A 21,234-nucleotide genomic window follows, 5' to 3' on the forward strand; every position below is an offset into this window, starting at 1 on the left:
ACGGGTCTCTGGAATCGCCGGAAGGGACGGGCAATGACAGTTGTGCGGCTGGCTTACCCGGTCATCTTCGCGATCAGCGTCTCGGACACCTCGAAATTGGCGAACACGTTCTGCACGTCGTCGTGTTCGTTGAGCATGTCCATCAGCTTCAACAGCTTTTCGCCGGTCTCGTCGTCGACGGTCACGGTGTTCTGCGGCTTCCAGGTCAATGCCGCCTTGCGCGGCTCGCCGAACTTCGCCTCCAGGGCCTTGGCGACCTCGCGGAACGTCTCCTGAGAGGCGTAGACCTCGTGGCCGGCTTCGCTCGACTGCACGTCATCGGCGCCGGCCTCGATCGCGGCGTCCAGCATCGCGTCGTCGGAGGCAACGCCTGAATCATATTCAATGATGCCGGTGCGGTCGAACAGGAAGGCGACCGACCCGCTTTCGCCGAGATTGCCGCCCGACTTCGTGAAGAAGGAACGGATGTCCGACGCGGCACGGTTGCGGTTGTCGGTCAGCGCCTCGACGATCACGGCAACGCCACCGGGGCCGTAGCCCTCGTAGCGGATCTCGTCATAGTTCTCGCCCTCGCTGCCCAAGGCCTTCTTGATTGCGCGCTCGATGTTGTCCTTGGGCATGTTCTCGGCGCGCGCCGCGACCACGGCAGCACGCAGCCGCGGATTCATCGCCGGATCCGGGGTTCCGAGCTTGGCCGCCACCGTGATTTCGCGGGCAAGCTTGCCGAAAAGCTTCGACTTCTGGGCATCCTGCCGGCCCTTCCGATGCATGATGTTCTTGAATTGGGAATGGCCGGCCATGCGAGTCTCTTGGAAGCGGAGGTCAGATGGGTTGAAAACGCGGCTTATAGGCCCGTCGCGGGCCAAAATCAAAGATCGGCGAGCATTGCGCTCAAGCCAGCGGTATCGCGTGCTGGAATAAGAGGCAGTTGTTAACCCTGACTTCATGCCCGGATGCGAGGATTGCGCTGTCCTATCCTGACGTCCAAGAGTTTCCCAAGAGCAGCCCAATGGCTTTCGGTTTGTTTCGCAAGCGAGGACCGGAGCCGGTTGCACCTGTCCTCGAACCAAGGGTTCCCGTGGCGGCACCGGCGTCCGTCGCTCCCGCCTCCGCTGAAAGCGATTCGGCCAGGGAAATCCTGGAGCTTCTCGAGCTCGAGCTCGGCGCGATGATCCGCCAGCTCGAACGCGCTGCCGGTTCGGTGGCCGACGGGGCCGAGGCGACCGCGATGACGCTCGCCACGATTCGCGCGCGCACTGACGCCCTCACCGGCCGCACCAGCGCCGCCCAGACCACCGCGACGACCTTCTCGGAGGCCGCCGATCGGTTCACCCATTCCGCCGAAGGGATCGGCCAGCAGGTGCGGAGCGCAAGCCAGCTTGCCGACGATGCCGCAGCCGCTGCCCGTGAGGCCACCGCCAATGTCGATCGCCTGCGCGAATCCTCGGCCGCGATCGGCAACGTCGTCAACCTGATCGCGCAGATCGCGCGGCAGACCACGCTGCTTGCGCTGAACTCGACGATCGAGGCGGCGCGTGCCGGCGCCGCCGGCAAGGGATTTGCCGTCGTCGCAACCGAGGTCAAGGCGCTGGCGGTCCAGACCCAGAACGCCACCGAGGAGATCACGCGGAAGATCGAGGCGTTGCAAAAGGATGCGACGGGGTCGGCCGACGCCGTCCATCGCATCTCGCAGGCGATCGAGGCGATCCGACCCGTGTTCGAGCACGTCAACGGCGCGGTCGCCGAGCAGAACCAGATCACTGGCGAAATGGGACAGAACGCGGCCTCCGCCTCTCATTTCATCGCCTCGGTCGGCGACAGCGCCGGCGAAATCGACAGCGCGACGAGGCAAGCCGAGGCGCATGGCGACGATGTCGCCAAGGCCGGCAAGGCGGTGACGGCCTTCGCCAAGAAGCTCAGGGCGCGCTGCGCGGTGCTGCTGCGGCAGAACGAACGCGGAGATCCGCGCAAGAACGAACGCCTGCCCTGCAGCCTCACGATCGAAATCAAGACCGCGCGCGGCGTGATCACGGCGCCGGTCTACGAGATCGCCATGGCCGGCATCCTGATCAGTGGGCCCGATGCCGACAGGCTGCCGATCAACGAGAGCCTCGAGGCGACGCTGCGGGATGTCGGCGCATGCCGGATCCGCGTCAGTGAGCGCTCCAAGGCGGGCGTGCAGGCGCGCTTCGAGGCCACCAATACCGCGCTGCGCGACAAGATCGAAGACAGGATGTGGGCGATCCACGAGGAAAACGCCGAGTTCGTCACCCGCGCGATAGAAGCCGGCGCGGCATTGACAGGGATCTTCGAGGACGGCATCGCGAGCGGCGCCATCACGATCGAGGACATGTTCGACACCAACTATGTCGAGATCGCAGCCACCAATCCGGTGCAGTACCGCACCAGGATGCTGGACTGGGCGGAGAGGACGCTCCCGACTTTCCAGGAGGCGTTCCTCGCCAAGGACAAGCGCATGGCGTTCTGCGCCATGGTCGACCAGAACGGCTATCTGCCGGTACACAACAAGATCTACTCACATCCGCAGCGGCCGGGCGACGTCGCCTACAACACAGCCAACAGCCGCAATCGCCGTATCTTCAACGATCCCGCAGGCCTTGCCGCCGGCCGCAACCAGCGCGCCTATCTGATCCAGAGCTATCCGCGCGACATGGGCAACGGCAACACCGTGATGATGCGCGAGATCGACGTCCCGGTCCGCGTGCGGGGACGGCACTGGGGCGGCTTCCGGACCGCCTACCGGCTCTGACCGGAAATCAAGGCGCGATGAGATTGATCGAAGCTCTCGATCGCGCGTTCGGCCTCGCCGCACATCAACGAGACCAACGCGCGAAAACTAAGCCAAGCCAAAGTTTGGATTGAGCGCGATCACCTGCTCAATTTGGCGTGAGCCCAGTGGGTCTCATTCACCGCTTTGAGGGCGTTGAGGTCGGTCGCCGGGTTGCTCTATTACTGGTTGTGGTGGTAAGGCCTTCCCGCCCTCAGTCAGGGACTGGAAATGCGCTGGAATGCTTAATCCTAATCGCTTGATGGACTTCAACGTCAGACCGCTTTCATTCTGGCGAAGGCAGCCGAACCACCTGATTGAATTCGAGGTCAAAAGGATATCTCGCGAGATCGGCACAGCGGGATTTGCCGCCAAGTATGGCGGCGGCGTGATTCTGCTGATCAACCGTGAACTAGCTGAGCACATGATCGACCGACTCGATGTCACGGCCCCGTGCCTGATCGCATTCGAGGCTGAGTTCGGCGGGAGCTCAACCCTTGTCATCAACGAAGAGATGCGAACAAAGATGCTCGCTGAACTGCGAGCGTTCCTCGATCCATCAGCAAGACCGACCAGCCAGACCGCCCAATGATTTTTGATCTCATCCGGGCATCGGCAGCGCTGATGGTCCTGTTCGGTCACGCCTTCGCGATTTTCCCACAAAGCTTTGGACCACTCGAATGGCCGCAGCAGATCGGCGTCGTCATCTTCTTTCTCTTATCCGGATATCTCATCTCGCAGACCTTGCATCGCCGGTTGCTCGATCCGAACTCTACGTTTCTTGACTATGCGATCGACCGTTGGTCCCGGATCTATTCCGGTTTCTTGCCCGCGCTCCTTCTGGTCGCGATGCTCGACTATTACAGCATCTCGCATTATCCGGGCACCAGCTCCGAAACAGTTGCCAGATTTACGCTTCCAGAGTTCCTTGCCAACGCTTCTATGTTGCAGGCGCCCGCCGTAATTCTGCCTTTCGGGTCCGCCGCACCATTCTGGACGGTCGCGATTGAGTTCTGGATTTATATGTTCGTTGGCTTGCTGGCCTTCGCGATCAGAGATGGCCTCACTGTGCCCGTCATTATCGGCATAGTTCTTTCAGGACTGATCCCGATACAGTCCCTCACCGAAAACAATGTCGTGCTCGTCCCTTGGCTGCTTGGAGCAGGCAGCGAACAGTTGATCGCCTCCAAAACGATCCGGCTCATACCCAAGTGGGCATTCTGGTCTGCGGGGATCGGTTCGCTAATCTGGCTCGCAGTCCAGATTTGGGGGGGGCAACCGATCTACTCCTATCCGGTCTTTTTCCTCTCCGCCGCGACCCTCGCCGCGTTCCTGGCGCTTTGGGATCGCACAAAACCCACACCACCGGCCATCCTCAACGACGGCGTCAAATGGTGGGCAGATTGGTCATATTCGCTGTACCTGTTGCACCATTCGATCCTGATGTTTAGCGCTACCGCCTTCAACGGCACTTATCGAATGCTGGTGGGAATAATCGGATCGATCATCGTCTCAATCGTTTTCGCAAAATTCACGGAAGCCCACCACAGGAGATTAGCTGCCTATCTCAAAGCGCTGGCTAGGCGTCGATTGTGCCACTCTGTATCCATGTTCCGGGAGCCCCGCTAGCCACGGCACTCCGGGAAAGGCTAGCTGAGCCAGAATGCCGGCGCCGCGGGCGCGAGCCGCCCCCCAACCCGCACCGGTGCAATCTTCACGGCGAGGCCGGTCGCGTCGTCGGTCTCGACCGCGACGCCGCTCAACGTCGCGGGCCCGGAGGCCGGCTCGAAGCGGCCGGACGGGATTCCTGTAAGGAAGCGCTGCAGCGGCTCTTCCTTCTGCATCCCGATGACAGAGTCGTAATCGCCCGTCATGCCGGCGTCACTGATATAGGCGGTGCCGCCAGGCAACACCTGGTGGTCGGCCGTCGGCACATGGGTATGAGTGCCGACCACGAGGCTGACGCGTCCGTCGCAGAAGAAGCCCATGCCTTGCTTCTCGCTGGTCGCTTCACCATGAAAATCGACCACGATGGCGTCGGCCGCCTCGCGCAACGGACAGGCTTCGACCTCACGCTCCACCGCGCTGAAGGGATCGTTGGACGGCTCCATGAATACCCGGCCGATCGCGTTGATGACGAGCGCGCGCTTGCCGTTCTTGGTCTCGATCAGCGCGGAGCCGCGGCCGGGCGAATGACGCGGGAAATTCACCGGCCGGATCAGGCGTGGCGCGCGGTCGATGAAGACCAGCGCCTCTTTCTGATTCCAGGCGTGGTTGCCGAGCGTGATGGCATCGGCGCCGGCATCGACCAGCTCCTGATAGATCGACTCGGTGATGCCGAATCCGCCGGCGGAATTCTCGCCATTGACGATGACGAGATCGAGCGACCAGTCCTTCACCATGCCGGGGAGATGATCTGAAACGGCGGTACGGCCGGTCCTGCCGACGACGTCACCAACGAAGAGAATGCGCAATGCTAGGAACTCCGGAAATCGAATGTCTTGCGCTCCGTTAGCACATAATCGAGCGCGACGTCGTGCGACAACACCGGGATCGCCTTGGTTTCCTGCACGGCGAAGGCAAGGCCGACGCCGATCACGTGCTTGGCCTTGCGCAGATGCGCGAAGGTATAGTCGTAATAGCCGGCGCCATAACCGATACGGTGGCCGATCCGGTCGAACGCCGCGAGCGGGACCAGCATCACGTCCGGATGCACCTCGGCCGCGGCCGGCGACGGCTCGGGGATTCCGAGTGGCCCGAGCATCAGCCGCTCGTGCGACGACCAGGCGCGGAAGGTCAGCGATTGGCCGCGCGCGTTGATGCAAGGCAATGCCAGCCGCGCGCCGTGCCCGACAAGCTTCAGCATCAGTGGCATCGGATCGATCTCGCTGCGGATCGGCGAATAGCCCGAAACGATCATGCCCTGCTCAACAGCAAACGGCGTGCCGCGCCTGGCGAGAGCTTCGGCTGCCGCGCTGCGCTGCGCGTCGCTCAGCGCGTCGCGTTTGGCGAGCGCAAGGGACCGGAGTTCGGCCTTTGATGGGGATGCGTGCATGACCATCTTCCGCTGTCATCGTCTGCCGCAACAGCGGACGATCCGGTATTCCAGAGACGCTTGCATTCTTGCGGCCAAGCCGCGGCGTACCGGATACCCCGCACGCGCAAGGGGGCATTGCACTGCAATCGGACCGCCGCAACGCGACGACAAGGCAACAGCAAAAAAACAGAGTGCGAAGCCGCAGAGGCCGTTGGAGCGCTCGATCCCGGAGTTCCCTACGAAAGTAGGTGGGCACCATATGTCCGGGTCCACGGACCCGGCCAGGGACAGTTCCCTAAAGGATCGATAAGGCCCCGGGGATATATGGCTCCTGACGCGCGACGCAGCTTCGCGGAGCCAATGTAGCGACGAAGTGGCTTCTCCGCCAGCGGCAAGGCTGCAATGTTGGAGGTTGTGCGCAATCCTCTTCACCTTCCACCGGAGGGGAGGCAGCGCATCACCCAATCGCGATCCCGCCGCCGATCGTGCGGTTGAGGACCTGTGTCGTACGCTCGATCCGCTCGGCGGCGGCGTTGAGCGCATTGGAGACGGCTACCTGGGTTGCGCGGGCGCCATCGGCGGCAGCCGTGCGTGCATTGCTCAGCGCCTCGACCTCGTCCTCGAGTTTGCGAATGCGCGAACCGGCATCGAGCAGTTCGTCGCAGGCGGTGAGCGCCGCCATTACCGTAAGCCGCGCATCGCCGATCTCGCCGAACTTGCCGCGCAGGGAATCGATGCGCGTTTCCAGATTCTCGGCGAGCTTGAGCAGGCGTACCTCCTGGCCCTCCTCGCATGCCATCCGATATTGCCGGCCGTTGATCGTGACGTTGATGTAGCTCATTTGCTCTCTCCGCCCTCAAGCACGGCGCGGACCGCGCCTATCGCCGCGTCGAGTTTTTCTGCGATCTCGCGATTGGTGCGTTCGAGCTTGCGTGTCTTCACCAGCGAGCCGTCGAGTTCATCGGCAAGCCTGGATCGATCGGCGCCGAGCGCCTGGATCCGGCTTGCGAGTTCATTTTCGTCGCGATCGGCCTCGCGCCGCCGCTCCACCGAACTCTCCAGCGCGTCAAGCGCCGCCATCAGCCGTTTGGTGGCGGCGTCGATATCGGCGAGAGGTGCCTCGACGTTGTTAGACCCGTTGGCGGGACGATCACTCATGAGACGCGGCGCGGACCCTTCGTATCAACCTGCAGGGTAAGCCTGCTGGACAAGCCTGCCGCACGGCAAAACCGGCGTTTCGGCAAGCCCTTAGGGGATGAAATTTACGTGGCAAGCGAGCCCAGCGCAACGCCACCGCAGAACTATGCACCGATCAATCGACTTGCCCGGTTTTGGGCAACTTTTCTCCGTTCCAGCGTGTTTGATCGCCTTGGACTTGGGGAATTGAGGTGCTAATCCACCCCGAACCCCGTAAAGGCCCTCACGCGCGCCTCGTGGCTGCCCGCCCCGATGTGTCCTGCAAGCAAGCTCCTCATTTCACGCGGATTTTCATCATGTCGCAGGTCGATCATACCCGTATGGCCAATGCGATCCGTGGCCTCGCCATGGACGCCGTCGAGAAGGCGAAATCCGGCCATCCGGGGCTGCCGATGGGCGCCGCCGACATCGCGACAGTGCTGTTCACGCAGTTCCTGAAATTCGACGCCGCCGATCCGGCCTGGCCCGACCGCGACCGCTTCGTGCTGTCGGCCGGGCACGGCTCGATGCTGCTCTATGCCTTGCTCTATCTTACCGGCAACAAGGCGATGACGCTCGACGAGATCAAGCGCTTCCGCCAGGTCGATTCGCTCACTCCAGGTCATCCGGAAAACTTCCGCACCAACGGGATCGAGACCACCACCGGCCCACTCGGCCAGGGCATCGCGACCGCGGTCGGCATGGCGCTGGCGGAGAAAATGCTTGCAGCGGAATTCGGCAAGAAGATCGTCAACCATCACACCTATGTGCTCGCCTCCGATGGCGATCTGATGGAAGGCATCTCGCAGGAAGCGATCGCGCTGGCCGGCCACTGGCGGCTGAACAAGATGATCGTGCTCTATGACGACAACGGCATCTCGATCGACGGCCCGACCTCGATCTCCGACTCGGTCGATCAGGTGAAGCGTTTCAAGTCCGCCGGCTGGGCGGCCGAGCTGATCGACGGCCAAGATCCGAAGGCGATCGCGGCGGCAATCACCCGCGCGCAAAAATCCGGCAAGCCATCGCTGATCGCCTGCAAGACCACGATCGGCTATGGCGCACCGACCAAGGCCGGCACCGCCAAGGCGCATGGCGAAGCACTCGGCGCCGACGAATTGAAGGCCGCCAAGGAGAATCTCGGGATCTCGCTCGAGCCGTTCTCCGTCCCCGATGACGTGCTGAAGGCCTGGCGCGAGGCAGGCAGCCGCGGCGCTGCCGCGCACAAGGACTGGGACGCGCAGTTCGCGCAACTGGGTACGCGCAAGCGCGCCGAGTTCGAGCGCCGCCTGCGCCACGAGCGTCCGCAGTCGCTGGCGAAGGCGCTGCGCGCGCACAAGAAGGCGCTGCTCGAGAACCCGCTCAACGTCGCCACCCGCAAATCGTCGGAAGCCGCGATCGAAGTGATCGCAGCCGCGATGCCGATGGAGTTCGTGGCCGGCTCCGCCGACCTCACAGGCTCCAACAACAACAAGGCAAAGTCGGCAGTGGCATTCGGCGCCAAGACGCCGAAGGGCCGCTTCATCCATTATGGCATCCGCGAGCATGGCATGGCGGCTTGCCTGAACGGCATCTTCCTGCACGGCGGCTTCGCGCCGAATGGTGCGACCTTCCTGGTGTTTACCGACTATGCGCGCGGGGCGATGCGGCTGTCGGCGCTGATGGGCACAGGGGTCGTCTATGTCATGACTCATGACTCGATCGGCCTCGGCGAAGACGGGCCGACGCACCAGCCGGTCGAGCATCTTTCCGCGCTTCGCGCGATGCCCAACATGCGCGTGTTCCGCCCTTGCGACGCAGTAGAGACCGCCGAGTGCTGGGAACTTGCGCTCAATCGCATCGACGGGCCGACGGTGCTGGCGCTGACCCGTCAGAACTTGCCGCAGCTCCGCACCAGTGCGCCGAACGACAATCCCTGCGGTCATGGCGCCTATGAGCTGGTCGCCGCGCAAAGTGATGCAAAAGTGTCATTGTTCGCCTCCGGTTCCGAGGTCGAGATCGCGGTCGCCGCGCAGAAGCAGCTTGCCGAGCGCGGCATCCCGACGCGGGTGGTTTCGGTACCCTCGCTCGAATTGCTGCTGTCGCAGCCCGCGGAGCGGCAAAACGCCGTCATCGGCAATGCCCCGGTCAAGGTCGCGATCGAGGCCGCGGTGCGCTGGGGCTGGGACGCCGTGATCGGCCATGATGGCCTGTTCATCGGCATGCACGGTTTTGGCGAGAGCGGGCCGGCCAAGGATCTTTTCAAGCACTTCGGAATTACTGCCGAGGCCGTCGTTAATGGTGTTCTGAAGCGCGTCTGACGCCGCCCTGGAACGCGGCGGCCGAAGGTTGAGCTTGACGCGAAAAAGGACTACCTAAGCTGCATCTTTTCCGCCCGCGCCCGGCCGAACCGGGCGTTCCGCCGTAAAATCCTCGTGGGAGCGCCTCCTGCGGGGCTGGCACCAGCTTAGAGGAGATACGAGCATGGCAATCCGCGTTGGCATCAACGGTTTTGGCCGTATCGGCCGCAACATTCTGCGCGCCATCGCCGAGTCCGGCCGCAAGGATATCGAGGTGGTCGCCATCAACGACCTCGGCCCGGTCGAGACCAACGCGCATCTGCTGCGCTTCGACTCCGTACATGGCCGCTTTCCCGGCACCGTGACGATCGAAGGCGACTCGATCAACCTCGGCAACGGCAGGATCAAGGTCACGGCCGAGCGCGATCCCACAAAGCTGCCGTGGAAGGACCTCGGCGTCGACGTTGCTCTGGAGTGCACCGGCATCTTCACCTCGAAAGACAAGGCTTCCGCACATCTCACCGCCGGCGCCAAGCGCGTGTTGATCTCCGCGCCGGCCGACAACGCCGATGCCACCATCGTCTACGGCGTCAACCACGACAAGTTGACCAAGGACCACATGGTGATCTCCAACGGCTCCTGCACCACCAACTGCCTCGCGCCGATCGCCAAGGTGCTGAACGACACGGTCGGGATCGAGACCGGCTTCATGACCACGATCCACGCCTACACCGGCGACCAGCCGACGCTGGACACCCTGCACAAGGACCTCTATCGCGGCCGCGCGGCGGCGATGTCGATGATCCCGACCTCGACGGGTGCCGCAAAGGCGATCGGCCTGGTGCTGCCGGAGCTGAAGGGCAAGCTCGACGGCGTCGCGATCCGCGTGCCGACCCCGAACGTCTCGGTGGTCGATCTCAAGATCGTCGCCAAGCGCGCGACCGATCCCAAGGAGATCAACGAGGCGATGAAGCGTGCCTCCGAGCAGCAGCTGAAGGGTATCCTCGGCTACACCACCGCGCCGAACGTCTCGATCGACTTCAACCACGATCCGCACTCCTCGACCTTCCACATGGACCAGACCAAGGTCATGAACGGCAATCTGGTGCGCGTGATGTCGTGGTACGACAACGAGTGGGGTTTTTCGAACCGCATGGCCGACACGGCTGTCGCGATCGGGAAGCTCGTTTAAGAGAGATTATCCGTCATGCCCGGCCTCGCGCCGGGCATTCTCGTCTTGGGCCTTCGCATTCAAGACGCAGGAAACGCCTCATGACCAAGACATTCCACACCCTCGACGACGTCAACGTGAAGGGCAAGCGGGTGCTGCTCCGCGTCGATCTCAATGTGCCCATGGAAGGCGGCCGCGTCACCGATGCCACACGGCTCGAGCGCGTCGCTCCCACCATCACCGAGCTCTCCGACAAGGGCGGCAAGGTCATCCTGCTCGCCCATTTCGGCCGGCCCAAGGGCCGCGATCCCAAGGACTCGCTGAAGCCGGTCGCCGAAGCGTTGTCAAAGGTCATCAAGAAACCGGTCGCGTTTGCGGACGACTGCATCGGCGAGGTGGCGGCCAAGGCGGTCGGCGCCATGAAGGACGGCGACATCCTCTGCCTGGAGAACACGCGTTTCCACAAGGAGGAGGAAAAGAACGACGCCGGTTTCGTCGCCGAGCTCGCAAGGCTCGGTGATATCTGGGTCAACGACGCCTTCTCGGCGGCGCATCGCGCGCATGCCTCGACCGAAGGCCTGGGCCACAAGCTGCCGGCCTATGCCGGGCGCACCATGCAGGCCGAGCTCGACGCGCTGGAGAAGGCCCTGGAAGCGCCCACCAAGCCTGTCGTCGCGATCATCGGCGGCGCCAAGGTATCGACCAAGATCGACCTCCTGGAAAATCTCGTCACCAAGGTCGATGCGCTCGTGATCGGCGGCGGCATGGCCAACACGTTCCTGCACGCGCAAGGCATCGCTGTCGGCAAATCGCTCGCCGAAAAGGACCTCGCAGCAACTGCGCTGCGGATCCTCGAGAAGGCGAACGCCGCCAATTGCGCAATCATCCTTCCCGTTGACGCCGTCGTGGCCAGCCAGTTCGCTGCCAACGCCCCGTCGCACGCCTACGGGCTCGACGCGATTCCCGCCGACGGCATGATCCTCGATGTCGGGCCGCAATCGACCGCGCGCATCCACGCGGCGATCGACGATGCCGCGACCCTGGTCTGGAACGGCCCGCTCGGCGCCTTCGAGCTGACGCCGTTCGACCGCGGCACCGTGGTATCCGCCAAGCACGCCGCCGCGCGCACCAGGGCGAAGAAGCTGATCTCGGTCGCCGGCGGCGGCGACACGGTGGCGGCGCTCAACCAGGCCGGCGTCGCCGGCGATTTTTCGTACGTCTCGACCGCGGGCGGCGCGTTTCTTGAATGGATGGAAGGTAAGCCGCTGCCCGGCGTTGAGGTTCTGAAAAAGCGCTGAATCATATCGAGACGCGCGAAAGGCGCTGCAAGTACAGGGAGAATTCGAATGGCTCGCATTACGTTGCGGCAACTGCTCGACCACGCGGCCGAACATGATTACGGCGTACCGGCGTTCAATATCAACAACATGGAACAGGCGCTGTCGATCATGGAGGCGGCCTCCGCGGTGGACGCGCCCGTCATCATCCAGGCCTCGCGTGGTGCGCGCTCCTACGCCAACGACGTCATGCTCAGGCACATGATGGACGCGGTGACCGAGATCCATCCGCAGATCCCGGTCTGCGTGCATCTCGACCACGGTAACGAGCCCGCGACCTGCATGACGGCGATTCAGGCCGGCTTTACCTCTGTGATGATGGACGGCTCGCTGAAGGCCGACGGCAAAACCCCCGGCGATTGGGACTACAATGTCGGCGTGACCAAGACCGTGACCAATATGGCCCATCTCGGCGGCATCTCGGTGGAGGGCGAGCTCGGCGTGCTCGGGTCACTCGAGACCGGAATGGGCGACAAGGAAGACGGCCACGGCGCCGAAGGCAAGCTGTCGCACGATCAGCTTCTCACCAATCCCGACGAAGCCGTGAAATTCGTTCAGGAGACCAAGGTCGACGCGCTGGCGATCGCAATGGGCACGTCGCACGGCGCCTATAAGTTCACCCGCAAGCCCGACGGCGACATCCTTGCCATGAAGGTGATCGAGGAGATCCACCGCAAGCTGCCGAACATGCATCTGGTGATGCACGGCTCGTCATCGGTGCCGCAGGAGCTGCAGGAAATCATCAATGCCAATGGCGGCAAGATGAAGCCGACCTGGGGCGTCCCGGTCGCTGAGATCCAGCGCGGCATCAAGAACGGCGTGCGCAAGATCAACATCGATACCGACAACCGCATGGCGATGACCGGCCAGATCCGGAAAGTCCTGAAGGACCATCCGGAGGAGTTCGATCCGCGCAAATACCTGAAGCCCGCGATGGAAGCGATGACCAAGCTGTGCAAGCAGCGCCTGCAGGAGTTCAACACCGCAGGCCAAGCCAGCAAGATCAAGAAGGTGCTGACGACAGCGGAAATGGCCAAGCGCTACGCCAAGGGCGAGCTCGACCCGAGGATCGCCTGATAATCCTTCCTCTCCCCGCTCCGCCGGGGAGAGGGTCGGGATGAGGGTCCAATTCCGCCTCATTAGCCTCCCCCTGCGACGAACGTTAACTCGGCAATTGCCCGAGAACGGTCTATTTTTGCGGGCAAGCCGGTATCGATTTGGGAGGACTTCTCAATGAATCTGACTGACCTCAACAAAGTTGCCCTCGCCATGGTCACCCCGGGCAAGGGCATCCTCGCCGCCGACGAATCCTCAGGCACCATCAAGAAGCGCTTTGACGCCATCAGGGTCGAATCGACCGAAGACAACCGGCGCGACTATCGCGAGATGCTGTTCCGCTCGCAGGAGGCGATGAGCAAGTACATCTCCGGCGTCATCCTCTACGACGAGACGATCTGGCAGAACGCGAAGGACGGGACGCCGCTGGTCAAGCTGATCGAGGAGAGTGGCGCGATCCCCGGCATCAAGGTCGATGAAGGCACGCAGGCGCTGCCGAACTGTCCGGGCGAACTCGTCACCGTCGGTCTCGACAAGCTCGCCGAGCGCTTGAAGAAATATTATGAGCGCGGGGCGCGCTTTGCGAAATGGCGCGCGGTGATCGATATCGGAGCGGGAATCCCGTCCATGACAGCGATCAGCGTCAATGCGCACGCGCTCGCGCGCTATGCCGCGCTGTGCCAGAACGCGCAGATCGTACCGATCGTCGAGCCCGAGGTGCTGATGGACGGCGACCACGACATCGACCGCTGCTACGACGTGACGCAGCGCGTGCTGAACAAGACCTTCCAGGAATTGCGGGTGCAGCGCGTTGCGCTCGAGGGCATGGTGTTAAAACCCAATATGGCGATCGCGGGCAAGAAAAGCCCCAAGCAGGCGTCAGTCCAGGAAGTCGCCGAGAAAACCATCCGCCTGCTCAAAAGCTGCGTGCCGGCCGCGGTGCCCGGCATCGCCTTCCTCTCGGGCGGCCAGAGCGACGAGGAGGCGACTGCGCATCTTGACGCCATGAACAAGATCGGTGGTCTGCCCTGGCGGCTGACCTTCTCCTACGGCCGCGCGCTGCAGGCGGCGCCGCAAAAGGCGTGGTCCGGCAAGACCGATAATGTCCCTGCGGGCCAGCGCGCCTTCTCGCATCGTGCGAGGATGAATGGCCTCGCCAGCACCGGCAAATGGGCCGCCGGCCTCGAAAAACAGGCGGCATAGTTGGCCGCCAAACCCTTACCGGGCCGGCCGACGCCGCGTCTTTATCTGGCGACGCCGCTCGTCGACGATCCAGCGCAGCTCGCCGCAGATCTCCCAGGCCTGCTCGCCGCCGTCGATGTGGCTGCTGTGCTGGTGAGGCTTCGCGAGACCGATCCGCGCGACATGATCTCGCGTGTCAAGGCGTTGGCGCCGGCCATCCAGAATGCCGGCGCAGCGCTGCTGATCGACGGCCAGCCCGAACTCGTGGCACGCGCCGGCGCCGACGGCGCGCATCTGACCGGCCTCGCCGCGATGGAAGATGCCATGCCGTCGCTGAAACCCGACCGCATCGTCGGCGTCGGCGGGCTTGCGACGCGCCACGACTCGATGGCCGCGGGCGAAGCGGGCGCCGATTACCTGCTATTCGGCGAGCCCGACGCCAAGGGACAACGGCCGTCGTCGGAGGCGATCGTCGAGCGGCTGCAGTGGTGGGACGAATTGTTCGAGCCACCCTGCGTCGGCTTCGCCGCTTCACGCGACGAGGCCTATGAGTTCGCCGCAGCGGGCGCGGATTTTGTGCTGGTTGGTGACGTCATCTGGTCCGATCCCCGCGGCGCGAGTGTGGCCCTGATCGAAATCGGCGAGGCGATCGCGCGGGCGCATGCCGCGACATTCGGAAAAGTCAGGGCCGAGGGATAACGCCGGAATGAAGCTGCTGCGCCCGATGGTGGTTGCGCTCGGCGCGATAGTCGCGAGCGGCGCGATGGCGCAGCTGTCGATCGCGCCGCCGGCTGCACCGGCCGCCAAGAAGGAGGCTCCCAGGGAGAGCGCCAAACCGAGACACCACTCCCCGACGGCGAAGAAGGCTGCGCCCAAACCGGCGTCAACCCCCGCGCCCTCGCCGTCCCCGGCTCCCTCAACGTCCCCGGCGCAAGTCTTCGAGGATCCAAACGTCGATCTCGTCTACGGCGCCTATCAGCGCGGGTTGTACAAGACCACGTTCGACCTCGCGATCGCGCGCGCCCAGTACAACAACGACGCCAAGGCAATGACGATGCTGGGCGAGCTCTATGCCAACGGCTTCGGTGTCAAGCGCGACTACGTCAAGGCAACCCAGTGGTACCAGCGCGCCGCCGATGCCGGCGACCGCGAGGCCATGTTCGCGCTTGCGATGATGAAGATCGCCGGACGCGGCGGACCCGTGAACAAGGATGAAGCGGTCAAGCTCCTGGCGTCGTCGGCCAAGCTCGGCGAGCCCAAGGCGGCCTATAACCTCGCACTGCTCTATCTCGACGGACAGACCTTGCCGCGGGACGTGAAGCGTTCCGCCGAGCTTCTGCGCATGGCCGCGGACGCCGGCAGCCCCGAAGCGCAATATGCGCTCGCGACCTTCTACAAGGAAGGCACCGGCGTGCCGAAGGACATGGAGACCGCGGTGCGGTTGCTGCAGGCAGCTTCGCTCGCCGACAATGTCGATGCCGAGGTCGAGTATGCCATCGCACTGTTCAACGGCAGCGGGACGCCGCGCAACCAGACCGCGGCGGTGGCACTGTTGCGCAAGGCGGCCCGCCAGAACAGCGCGATCGCACAGAACCGCCTCGCCCGCGTGCTGGCGACGGGTCAGGGCGCGCCGCAGGACAAGGTCGAGGCGCTGAAATGGCACTTGATCGCCAAGACCGCCGGCCGGGGCGACCCCGAACTTGACGAGATGTTTGCCGACATGAGCCCGGCCGACCGCGCCAAGAGCGAGGCGGCCGCCCGGAAATGGATCGGAAACAACGTCAAATGACGCCTTGACGACGCGAGCTTCACAAGGCACCCAGTCCGCAACTCAAGGCGGTCTGTGTCGTTCCCTTTGCCCCGTCATCCTGAGGAGCGAGCGGAGCGAGCCTCGAAGGCTGCACGGCCCAGGCCGGCATCGTCCTTTGAGACGCGCTTCGCACTCCTCAGGATGACAGGTAGAGTTTTGCGTAGCTGCCTCCAACCACCTCCACAGTTCGAGTCACAAGCCTCATCATGCTTTATTCCGCCCTCATCAATGTCATGGTCAAGGCCGCGCGTCGGGCCGGCCGCAGCCTCAAGCGTGACCTCGGCGAGATCGAGCATCTCCAGGTGTCGCTGAAGGGACCGGCGAATTTCGTCTCGCTCGCCGACAAGCGCGCCGAGGAAATGCTCTACACCGACCTCGCCAAGGCCCGCCCCGGCTATGGGTTCATCGGCGAGGAAGGCGGCACCCGAGAAGGAAGCGACACGAGCCACACCTGGATCGTCGACCCGCTCGACGGCACCACCAACTTCCTGCACGGCATCCCGCAATTTGCGATCTCGATCGGCTTGGCGCGCGAGGGCACCGTGATCGCAGGCGTGATCTACAACCCCGCCAATGACGAACTCTACATCGCCGAGCGCGGCAAGGGCGCCTTCCTCAACGACCAGCGGCTACGCGTCGCCGGCCGCCGCAAGCTCAACGAATGCGTCGTCGCCTGCGGCCTGCCGCATATCGGCCGCGGCAATCACGAACTGGCTCTGCAGGAGATGGCCGCGCTGCAGACCAAGGTCGCGGGCTTCCGCCGCTTCGGCGCCGCCTCCCTCGACCTCGCCTTCGTCGCCGCCGGCCGCCTCGACGGCTATTGGGAGCGCAACCTGCAGCCCTGGGACATCGCCGCAGGCCAGATCATGGTGCGCGAAGCGGGCGGCATGGTGTCGGGCATCGAGGGCAGCGACGATCCGCTGCAAACCGGCCATGTGGTGTGCGGCAACGAGTTCGTGCACGGCGAGCTGATCAAGATTCTGAAGCCCCTCGGGCAGTAGCGCGGCCATTCGCTCTAGGCCTAATCATCATCATCCTCATCGCGAGATTCACCACCGAGGGTCAGGCCCTCGATGGTCGTAGCGCCATTCGCCTTGATCACCCGGCGGAGCGGGACCGAACTCTCGTTTCGCAACGCCTCCATCAGAGGTTCCGAATGGGTGACAATCCAGATGTCGGCACGGCGCGACGCCTTGGCGATCAGCCGCGCCAACGGTGCCAACAGCGATGGATGCAGGCTGGTCTCGGGTTCGTTCAGCGCGATGAACGGCGGCAGCCGATAGCCCATGAATACGGCCAACAGGCAGATGTATTTCAGCGTCCCATCGGATAGCTCGTGAGCCTTGAACGGACGCGGCATATCCGCCAGCCGCAGCTCAAACTCACACCAACCATTTCCCTCCCCTGCGCTGAGCTCCGCACCCGGGAATGCATCGTCGATCGCGTCCTGCAGGTCGGACGCATCTTGCCTGATCGTGTAGAGTGTCGCGAGAGCGGCAGCCAGATCGCTGCCATCGGCACTCAGAGAGGGTGTGGTGATCGCGAGACAAGGCTTGCGGATCGGCGACGCCGGATCGGTGCGGAAGTCGTGATAGAATCGCCAGCTCTGCATGGCGTTTCTGATCAGGTCGATCTCGGGACAAGTCTTGCCGTCGACGAAACTGGCAAGCGCGGTTTCCGACGGCAGGACCGCATCCTTGTGGTCGCTCCATGCACCGCTCTCGCCGCGGACGCTGACGAGCGAATTCGTCCGCTCCATCAGCAGAACTTTTCGCTTGCCGTTAGTCGCCTCGATGCTTTCGGACTTGATCATCGGCTCGCCGGAAAATGCCGCCTCGAGCGGACCCGGAAATCCGAGCTCGATGGAATATCTGAAGTTGTCGAATCCGGTTGCCAATCGCAGCCGTCCATCCTCGCCGCGCTTGCGAATACCGGACCAGCAGACGGAGTTCAATCCGCCCTCGTCGGCTATCGTACGCGTGATCCGGCCCGTCGCCGCGTCGCGCAGCAGCGACAGGGACTTGTATAGATTGGATTTGCCGACACCGTTCTCGCCGACGAACACGGACAGAGGCTGGATAGGCATGAAGAGCCGGCGAATCGAACGGTAGTTCGAGATCGAAATATCGGTCGGACGCATGCCTTGTTATGAATGCGCAGGTTGATTGCGCGCTCCCCGTTCAATCCAGAGGTGTAGTCTGGATTACCCATCGTGGGAAAGCAAGCCGGGAGCCCATCAGCGGCCGCGACTTGCCGGCGTCGGCGGACCAAAGGCTTCGCTCTTCTCCGCGACCTTCTCCCGGTCCCCAGCCAGCACGCGCTGGACGCTGACGAAGAACACCGGTACCAGGAGCAGCGCGAGAATGACGACGGCGATCATGCCGCCCATCACGCTGGTGCCGAGCGCCTGCTGGCTCGCGGCGCCGGCGCCGGTCGCGATCACCATCGGAAGCACGCCGCAGACGAAGGCGAGACCGGTCATCAGGATCGGACGGAAGCGCAGACTGCACGCCTCCACCGTCGCCTCGACCAGCGGCTTGCCCTGTGCGCGCAGGTCCTTGGCGAATTCGATGATCAGGATAGCGTCCTTGGCCGCGAGGCCAATGATCGTGATCAGGCCGACCGTGAAATAGACGTCGTTCGGCAGGTCCCGCATCGTCGCGGCGACCACGGCGCCGAGAATGCCGAGCGGCACCGTGAGCAGCACGGCGAGCGGAATAGTCCAGCTCTCGTAGAGCGCGGCGAGCAGAAGGAACACGACCAGCACCGACAGCGCCAGCAGGAACGGCGCCTGCGAGCCCGACAGCTTTTCCTGCAGCGACTGGCCGGTCCACTCATAACCGAACCCGCGCGGCAGCTTGTCGGCGAGCCGCTCCATCTCGGCGATCGCATCGCCCGAGGTGAAGCCGGGCCTCGCCTCGCCCGAGATGCGCACCGCCGGATAGTAATTGAAGCCCGCAATTTGCGTCGGCCCTTTCGACCACTCGATGGTGGCGAAGGCCGAAAACGGTACCAACTGCCCGCGGCTGTTCTTGACGTTGTAGTTCAGGATGTCGTCCGCGTTCATGCGGCTCGTGCTGTCAGCCTGCACGATGACGCGCTGCATGCGGCCGCGATTCGGGAAGTCGTTGATGTAGTTCGAGCCGAGGTTGGTCGAGATCGTGTTGTTGATGTCCTCGAAGGTGACGCCGAACGCGCCCGCCTTCTCGCGGTCGATCATCAGATTGACCTGTGGCGCCGGCGGCAGGCCTTCGACATAGACTTTCTGCAGCACAGGACTCGCATTGGCCTCGGCGACCAGTTGCTCCGATGCGGCAATCAGGGCCGGATAGCCCTTCTGGCCGCGGTCCTGGAGGCGGAACGAGAAGCCCGAGGAGTTACCGAGGTTGTCGATCGGCGGCGGCTGAAGCGCCGAAATCCTGGCGTCGCGGACCGACGACAGGTCGCGGTTGATGTCGGCGACGATCGCGGCCGCGGAATCCTTCGGGCCGCGCTCCGACCAGTCCTTGAGGGTAATGAAGGCCTGCGCCGTGTTCATGCCCTGGCCGAGGAAGCTGAAGCCGGTGAGGAACGTCACGTTCTCGATTCCGGCCCGCTCCATCAGGTATTTTTCGACCTTCTCGACCGCGGCTTCGGTTCGCGCATAGGAGGATTCGGACGGCGTCTGCACGTCGGTCGTGATAAAGCCCTGATCGTCCACGGGAAGGAAGCCGCCGGGCAGGCGCACAAAGCCGAACGCAACGCCGATGAAGAGCGCGGCATAAATCAACATCAGCCGTCCGGTCCGCTTCAGCGAGGTCTGCACCGTGCGCGTATAGCCGGCGCGGCCAGAGTCGAGCACGCGGTTGAACCAGCCGAACAGGCCCTTGCGCGCATGGCCGTGCCCTTTCTGCACCGGCTTGAGCAGTGTCGCGCACAGTGCGGGCGTCAGCGACAGCGCGAGTAGCGCCGAGAACCCGATCGCCGCGACCATGGTTACCGAGAACTGGCGGTAGATGATGCCGACCGAGCCCGGGAAGAACGCCATCGGCACGAACACCGCCATCAGCACCAGCGTGATGCCGATGATCGCGCCCGTGATCTGCGACATCGCCTTCTTGGTCGCCTCCTTCGGCGGCAGGCCCTCTTCGGCCATGATGCGCTCGACGTTTTCGACCACGACGATGGCGTCGTCGACGAGGATGCCGACCGCGAGCACCATGCCGAACATGGTCAGCATGTTGATGGAGAAGCCCGCGATCATCAGCGTGGCGCAAGCGCCGAGCAGCGCGACGGGCACGACGATGGTCGGGATGATGGTGTAGCGGATGTTCTGAAGAAACAGGAACATCACGATGAAGACCAGCACCACCGCCTCGACCAGCGTCATCAGCACCTTCTCGATCGAGGCCTCCACCACCGGCGTGATGTTGTAGGGGATCTCGTAGGTGATGTTGGCCGGGAAGAAGCGCGACAGCTCCTTCATCTTGGCCTCGACCGCGCTTGCGGTCGCGAGCGCATTGCCCTTCGGCGACAGCAGCACCGAGAGGCCGGCGGTCGGCTTGCCGTTGAGGCGGGTGTTGAACTGGTAGCTCAGACCGCCGACCTCGATCCGAGCGACGTCGCGCAGCCGCACCGTCGAGCCGTCCGGGTTGGCGCGCAGGATGATCGCGCCGAACTCGTCGGGCGAGGAGAGCTGGCCCTTCACCAGCACCTGCGCAGAAATTTTCTGCGTGTCCGTGCTCGGCTCCGCGCCGATGCTGCCCGAGGCGACCTGGGCATTCTGCGCCGTGATCGCCTTGTTGACGTCATCGGCCGAAAGGCCATAGCCGACGAGCTTGGCCGGGTCGATCCAGATACGAAGCGAGCGTTCGGTCGAATAGAGCGTGGCGCGGCCGACGCCGGGAATACGGCGGACCTCGCCCAGCACGTTGCGGATCATGAAGTCGCCGAGACCGACCTCATCGAGGCTGCCGTCGGTCGAATTCAGCGTGATGATCTGCAGCACGGCAGAGGAGGCTTCCTCGACCAGGATACCTTGCTGGATCACGGCGCGCGGCAGCCGCGCCTCGACGCGCTTGAGGCGGTTCTGCACTTCCACCGAGGCTGCGCCGGTGTCGGTGCCCGGCTTGAAGTTGGCGATGATCTCGACCTGGCCGAGCGAGTCGCTGGTCGATTCGAAATTCAGGATGTTGGCGGCGCCGTTCAGCTCCTCCTCGATCAACCGCGTGACGCTGTTGTAGAGGTTTTGCGGCGACGCGCCTGGATAGCTGGTCGAGATCGAGATCGAGGGCGGCGCGATGATCGGATATTGCGCGACCGCCAGCAGTGGAATCGAGATCGCACCGATAAGGCAGATAAACAGCGCAACGACCCAGGCGAAGATCGGCCTGTCGATGAAGAAGCTGGGCATGTCGGA

At 63.7% G+C, this 21,234-nt stretch carries 18 protein-coding genes and 1 other RNA gene; 11 read left to right on the top strand and 8 right to left on the bottom strand.

What is annotated here, in order from left to right; translation table 11 throughout:
• Positions 1-53: 53 nt before the first annotated feature.
• Complete coding sequence (locus JQ553_RS25275; protein WP_212502751.1) at positions 54-800, bottom strand: YebC/PmpR family DNA-binding transcriptional regulator; 747 nt, start codon at positions 798-800, stop codon at positions 54-56.
• 209 nt (positions 801-1,009) lie between these two features.
• Here JQ553_RS25275 and JQ553_RS25280 point away from each other — a divergent pair, with 209 nt between their 5' ends.
• From JQ553_RS25280 to JQ553_RS25290, 3 genes are all read left to right on the top strand, one after another.
• Complete coding sequence (locus JQ553_RS25280; protein ID WP_212502752.1) at positions 1,010-2,770, top strand: methyl-accepting chemotaxis protein; 1,761 nt, start codon at positions 1,010-1,012, stop codon at positions 2,768-2,770.
• 280 nt (positions 2,771-3,050) lie between these two features.
• Positions 3,051-3,380, top strand: a complete 330-nt coding sequence (locus JQ553_RS25285) for a hypothetical protein (RefSeq protein ID WP_212502753.1) — start codon at positions 3,051-3,053, stop codon at positions 3,378-3,380.
• A complete protein-coding gene (locus tag JQ553_RS25290; RefSeq protein ID WP_212502754.1) occupies positions 3,377-4,417 on the top strand; it encodes an acyltransferase in 1,041 nt (346 codons plus the stop codon). The genes JQ553_RS25285 and JQ553_RS25290 overlap by 4 nt, the downstream gene beginning before the upstream one ends.
• Positions 4,418-4,437: 20 nt before the next feature.
• On the opposite strand, the gene JQ553_RS25295 is transcribed toward JQ553_RS25290, so the two are convergent.
• From JQ553_RS25295 to JQ553_RS25315, 5 genes are all read right to left on the bottom strand, one after another.
• On the bottom strand, positions 4,438-5,262 hold the full coding sequence (locus JQ553_RS25295) for a TIGR00282 family metallophosphoesterase (protein WP_212502755.1): 825 nt from the start codon (positions 5,260-5,262) through the stop codon (positions 4,438-4,440).
• Between the two features lie 2 nt (positions 5,263-5,264).
• The gene (locus JQ553_RS25300; RefSeq protein ID WP_212502756.1) at positions 5,265-5,843 is read right to left on the bottom strand and encodes a 5-formyltetrahydrofolate cyclo-ligase; all 579 of its coding nucleotides are present in this window, start codon (positions 5,841-5,843) and stop codon (positions 5,265-5,267) included.
• A 174-nt stretch (positions 5,844-6,017) separates the two neighbouring features.
• Positions 6,018-6,178, bottom strand: a non-coding RNA gene (gene ssrS / locus JQ553_RS25305) — 6S RNA.
• 104 nt (positions 6,179-6,282) lie between these two features.
• Positions 6,283-6,666, bottom strand: coding sequence for a cell division protein ZapA (locus tag JQ553_RS25310; protein WP_212502757.1), 384 nt, complete (start codon positions 6,664-6,666; stop codon positions 6,283-6,285).
• Positions 6,663-6,983, bottom strand: coding sequence for a DUF4164 domain-containing protein (locus JQ553_RS25315; RefSeq protein WP_212502758.1), 321 nt, complete (start codon positions 6,981-6,983; stop codon positions 6,663-6,665). Before JQ553_RS25315 ends, JQ553_RS25310 begins: the two co-directional genes overlap by 4 nt.
• A gap of 335 nt (positions 6,984-7,318) precedes the next feature.
• Between JQ553_RS25315 and tkt the strand changes: the two genes are divergently transcribed.
• The 8 genes from tkt to JQ553_RS25355 all read left to right on the top strand — a co-directional run bounded on the left by tkt (position 7,319) and on the right by JQ553_RS25355 (position 16,837).
• On the top strand, positions 7,319-9,301 hold the full coding sequence (gene tkt / locus JQ553_RS25320; protein WP_212502759.1) for a transketolase: 1,983 nt from the start codon (positions 7,319-7,321) through the stop codon (positions 9,299-9,301).
• Between the two features lie 163 nt (positions 9,302-9,464).
• Entirely contained in the window at positions 9,465-10,472 is a 1,008-nt protein-coding gene (gene gap / locus JQ553_RS25325) for a type I glyceraldehyde-3-phosphate dehydrogenase (protein WP_212502760.1), read from the top strand.
• A gap of 80 nt (positions 10,473-10,552) precedes the next feature.
• On the top strand, positions 10,553-11,749 hold the full coding sequence (locus JQ553_RS25330) for a phosphoglycerate kinase (RefSeq protein ID WP_212502761.1): 1,197 nt from the start codon (positions 10,553-10,555) through the stop codon (positions 11,747-11,749).
• 48 nt (positions 11,750-11,797) lie between these two features.
• On the top strand, positions 11,798-12,865 hold the full coding sequence (gene fba, locus JQ553_RS25335) for a class II fructose-bisphosphate aldolase (RefSeq protein ID WP_212502762.1): 1,068 nt from the start codon (positions 11,798-11,800) through the stop codon (positions 12,863-12,865).
• Positions 12,866-13,021: 156 nt separating this feature from the next.
• Positions 13,022-14,047, top strand: a complete 1,026-nt coding sequence (locus JQ553_RS25340) for a class I fructose-bisphosphate aldolase (RefSeq protein WP_212502763.1) — start codon at positions 13,022-13,024, stop codon at positions 14,045-14,047.
• Positions 14,048-14,725 (top strand): thiamine phosphate synthase, encoded by a 678-nt coding sequence (locus JQ553_RS25345; RefSeq protein WP_212502764.1) that lies wholly within the window; start codon positions 14,048-14,050, stop codon positions 14,723-14,725.
• Between the two features lie 7 nt (positions 14,726-14,732).
• Positions 14,733-15,815: a tetratricopeptide repeat protein gene (locus JQ553_RS25350; protein WP_212502765.1), complete on the top strand. Its 1,083-nt coding sequence runs from the start codon at positions 14,733-14,735 to the stop codon at positions 15,813-15,815.
• A gap of 227 nt (positions 15,816-16,042) precedes the next feature.
• Positions 16,043-16,837, top strand: coding sequence for an inositol monophosphatase family protein (locus JQ553_RS25355; RefSeq protein WP_212502766.1), 795 nt, complete (start codon positions 16,043-16,045; stop codon positions 16,835-16,837).
• 20 nt (positions 16,838-16,857) lie between these two features.
• On the opposite strand, the gene JQ553_RS25360 is transcribed toward JQ553_RS25355, so the two are convergent.
• Both JQ553_RS25360 and JQ553_RS25365 read right to left on the bottom strand, forming a co-directional pair.
• The gene (locus tag JQ553_RS25360; protein ID WP_212502767.1) at positions 16,858-17,976 is read right to left on the bottom strand and encodes an AAA family ATPase; all 1,119 of its coding nucleotides are present in this window, start codon (positions 17,974-17,976) and stop codon (positions 16,858-16,860) included.
• 96 nt (positions 17,977-18,072) lie between these two features.
• Positions 18,073-21,228 carry a multidrug efflux RND transporter permease subunit gene (locus JQ553_RS25365; protein ID WP_212502768.1) on the bottom strand — a complete coding sequence of 1,052 codons (3,156 nt, stop codon included), beginning with the start codon at positions 21,226-21,228 and terminating at the stop codon, positions 18,073-18,075.
• Between the last annotated feature and the right edge of the window lie 6 nt (positions 21,229-21,234).

The sequence above is a fragment of the Bradyrhizobium lablabi genome (genome assembly GCF_018131005.1).
GTDB classification, from domain to species: domain Bacteria; phylum Pseudomonadota; class Alphaproteobacteria; order Rhizobiales; family Xanthobacteraceae; genus Bradyrhizobium; species Bradyrhizobium lablabi_D.

Coding starts and splice junctions, on each gene's coding strand:
- JQ553_RS25285 (WP_212502753.1), top strand. CDS start 3,051: ATGGACTTCAACGTCAGACCGCTTTCATTCTGGCGAAGGCAGCCGAAC.
- JQ553_RS25350 (WP_212502765.1), top strand. CDS start 14,733: ATGAAGCTGCTGCGCCCGATGGTGGTTGCGCTCGGCGCGATAGTCGCG.
- JQ553_RS25310 (WP_212502757.1), bottom strand. CDS start 6,666: ATGAGCTACATCAACGTCACGATCAACGGCCGGCAATATCGGATGGCA.
- JQ553_RS25280 (WP_212502752.1), top strand. CDS start 1,010: ATGGCTTTCGGTTTGTTTCGCAAGCGAGGACCGGAGCCGGTTGCACCT.
- JQ553_RS25275 (WP_212502751.1), bottom strand. CDS start 800: ATGGCCGGCCATTCCCAATTCAAGAACATCATGCATCGGAAGGGCCGG.
- JQ553_RS25290 (WP_212502754.1), top strand. CDS start 3,377: ATGATTTTTGATCTCATCCGGGCATCGGCAGCGCTGATGGTCCTGTTC.
- gap (WP_212502760.1), top strand. CDS start 9,465: ATGGCAATCCGCGTTGGCATCAACGGTTTTGGCCGTATCGGCCGCAAC.
- tkt (WP_212502759.1), top strand. CDS start 7,319: ATGTCGCAGGTCGATCATACCCGTATGGCCAATGCGATCCGTGGCCTC.
- JQ553_RS25300 (WP_212502756.1), bottom strand. CDS start 5,843: ATGCACGCATCCCCATCAAAGGCCGAACTCCGGTCCCTTGCGCTCGCC.
- JQ553_RS25340 (WP_212502763.1), top strand. CDS start 13,022: ATGAATCTGACTGACCTCAACAAAGTTGCCCTCGCCATGGTCACCCCG.
- JQ553_RS25330 (WP_212502761.1), top strand. CDS start 10,553: ATGACCAAGACATTCCACACCCTCGACGACGTCAACGTGAAGGGCAAG.
- JQ553_RS25365 (WP_212502768.1), bottom strand. CDS start 21,228: ATGCCCAGCTTCTTCATCGACAGGCCGATCTTCGCCTGGGTCGTTGCG.
- JQ553_RS25360 (WP_212502767.1), bottom strand. CDS start 17,976: ATGCGTCCGACCGATATTTCGATCTCGAACTACCGTTCGATTCGCCGG.
- JQ553_RS25355 (WP_212502766.1), top strand. CDS start 16,043: ATGCTTTATTCCGCCCTCATCAATGTCATGGTCAAGGCCGCGCGTCGG.
- JQ553_RS25315 (WP_212502758.1), bottom strand. CDS start 6,983: ATGAGTGATCGTCCCGCCAACGGGTCTAACAACGTCGAGGCACCTCTC.
- fba (WP_212502762.1), top strand. CDS start 11,798: ATGGCTCGCATTACGTTGCGGCAACTGCTCGACCACGCGGCCGAACAT.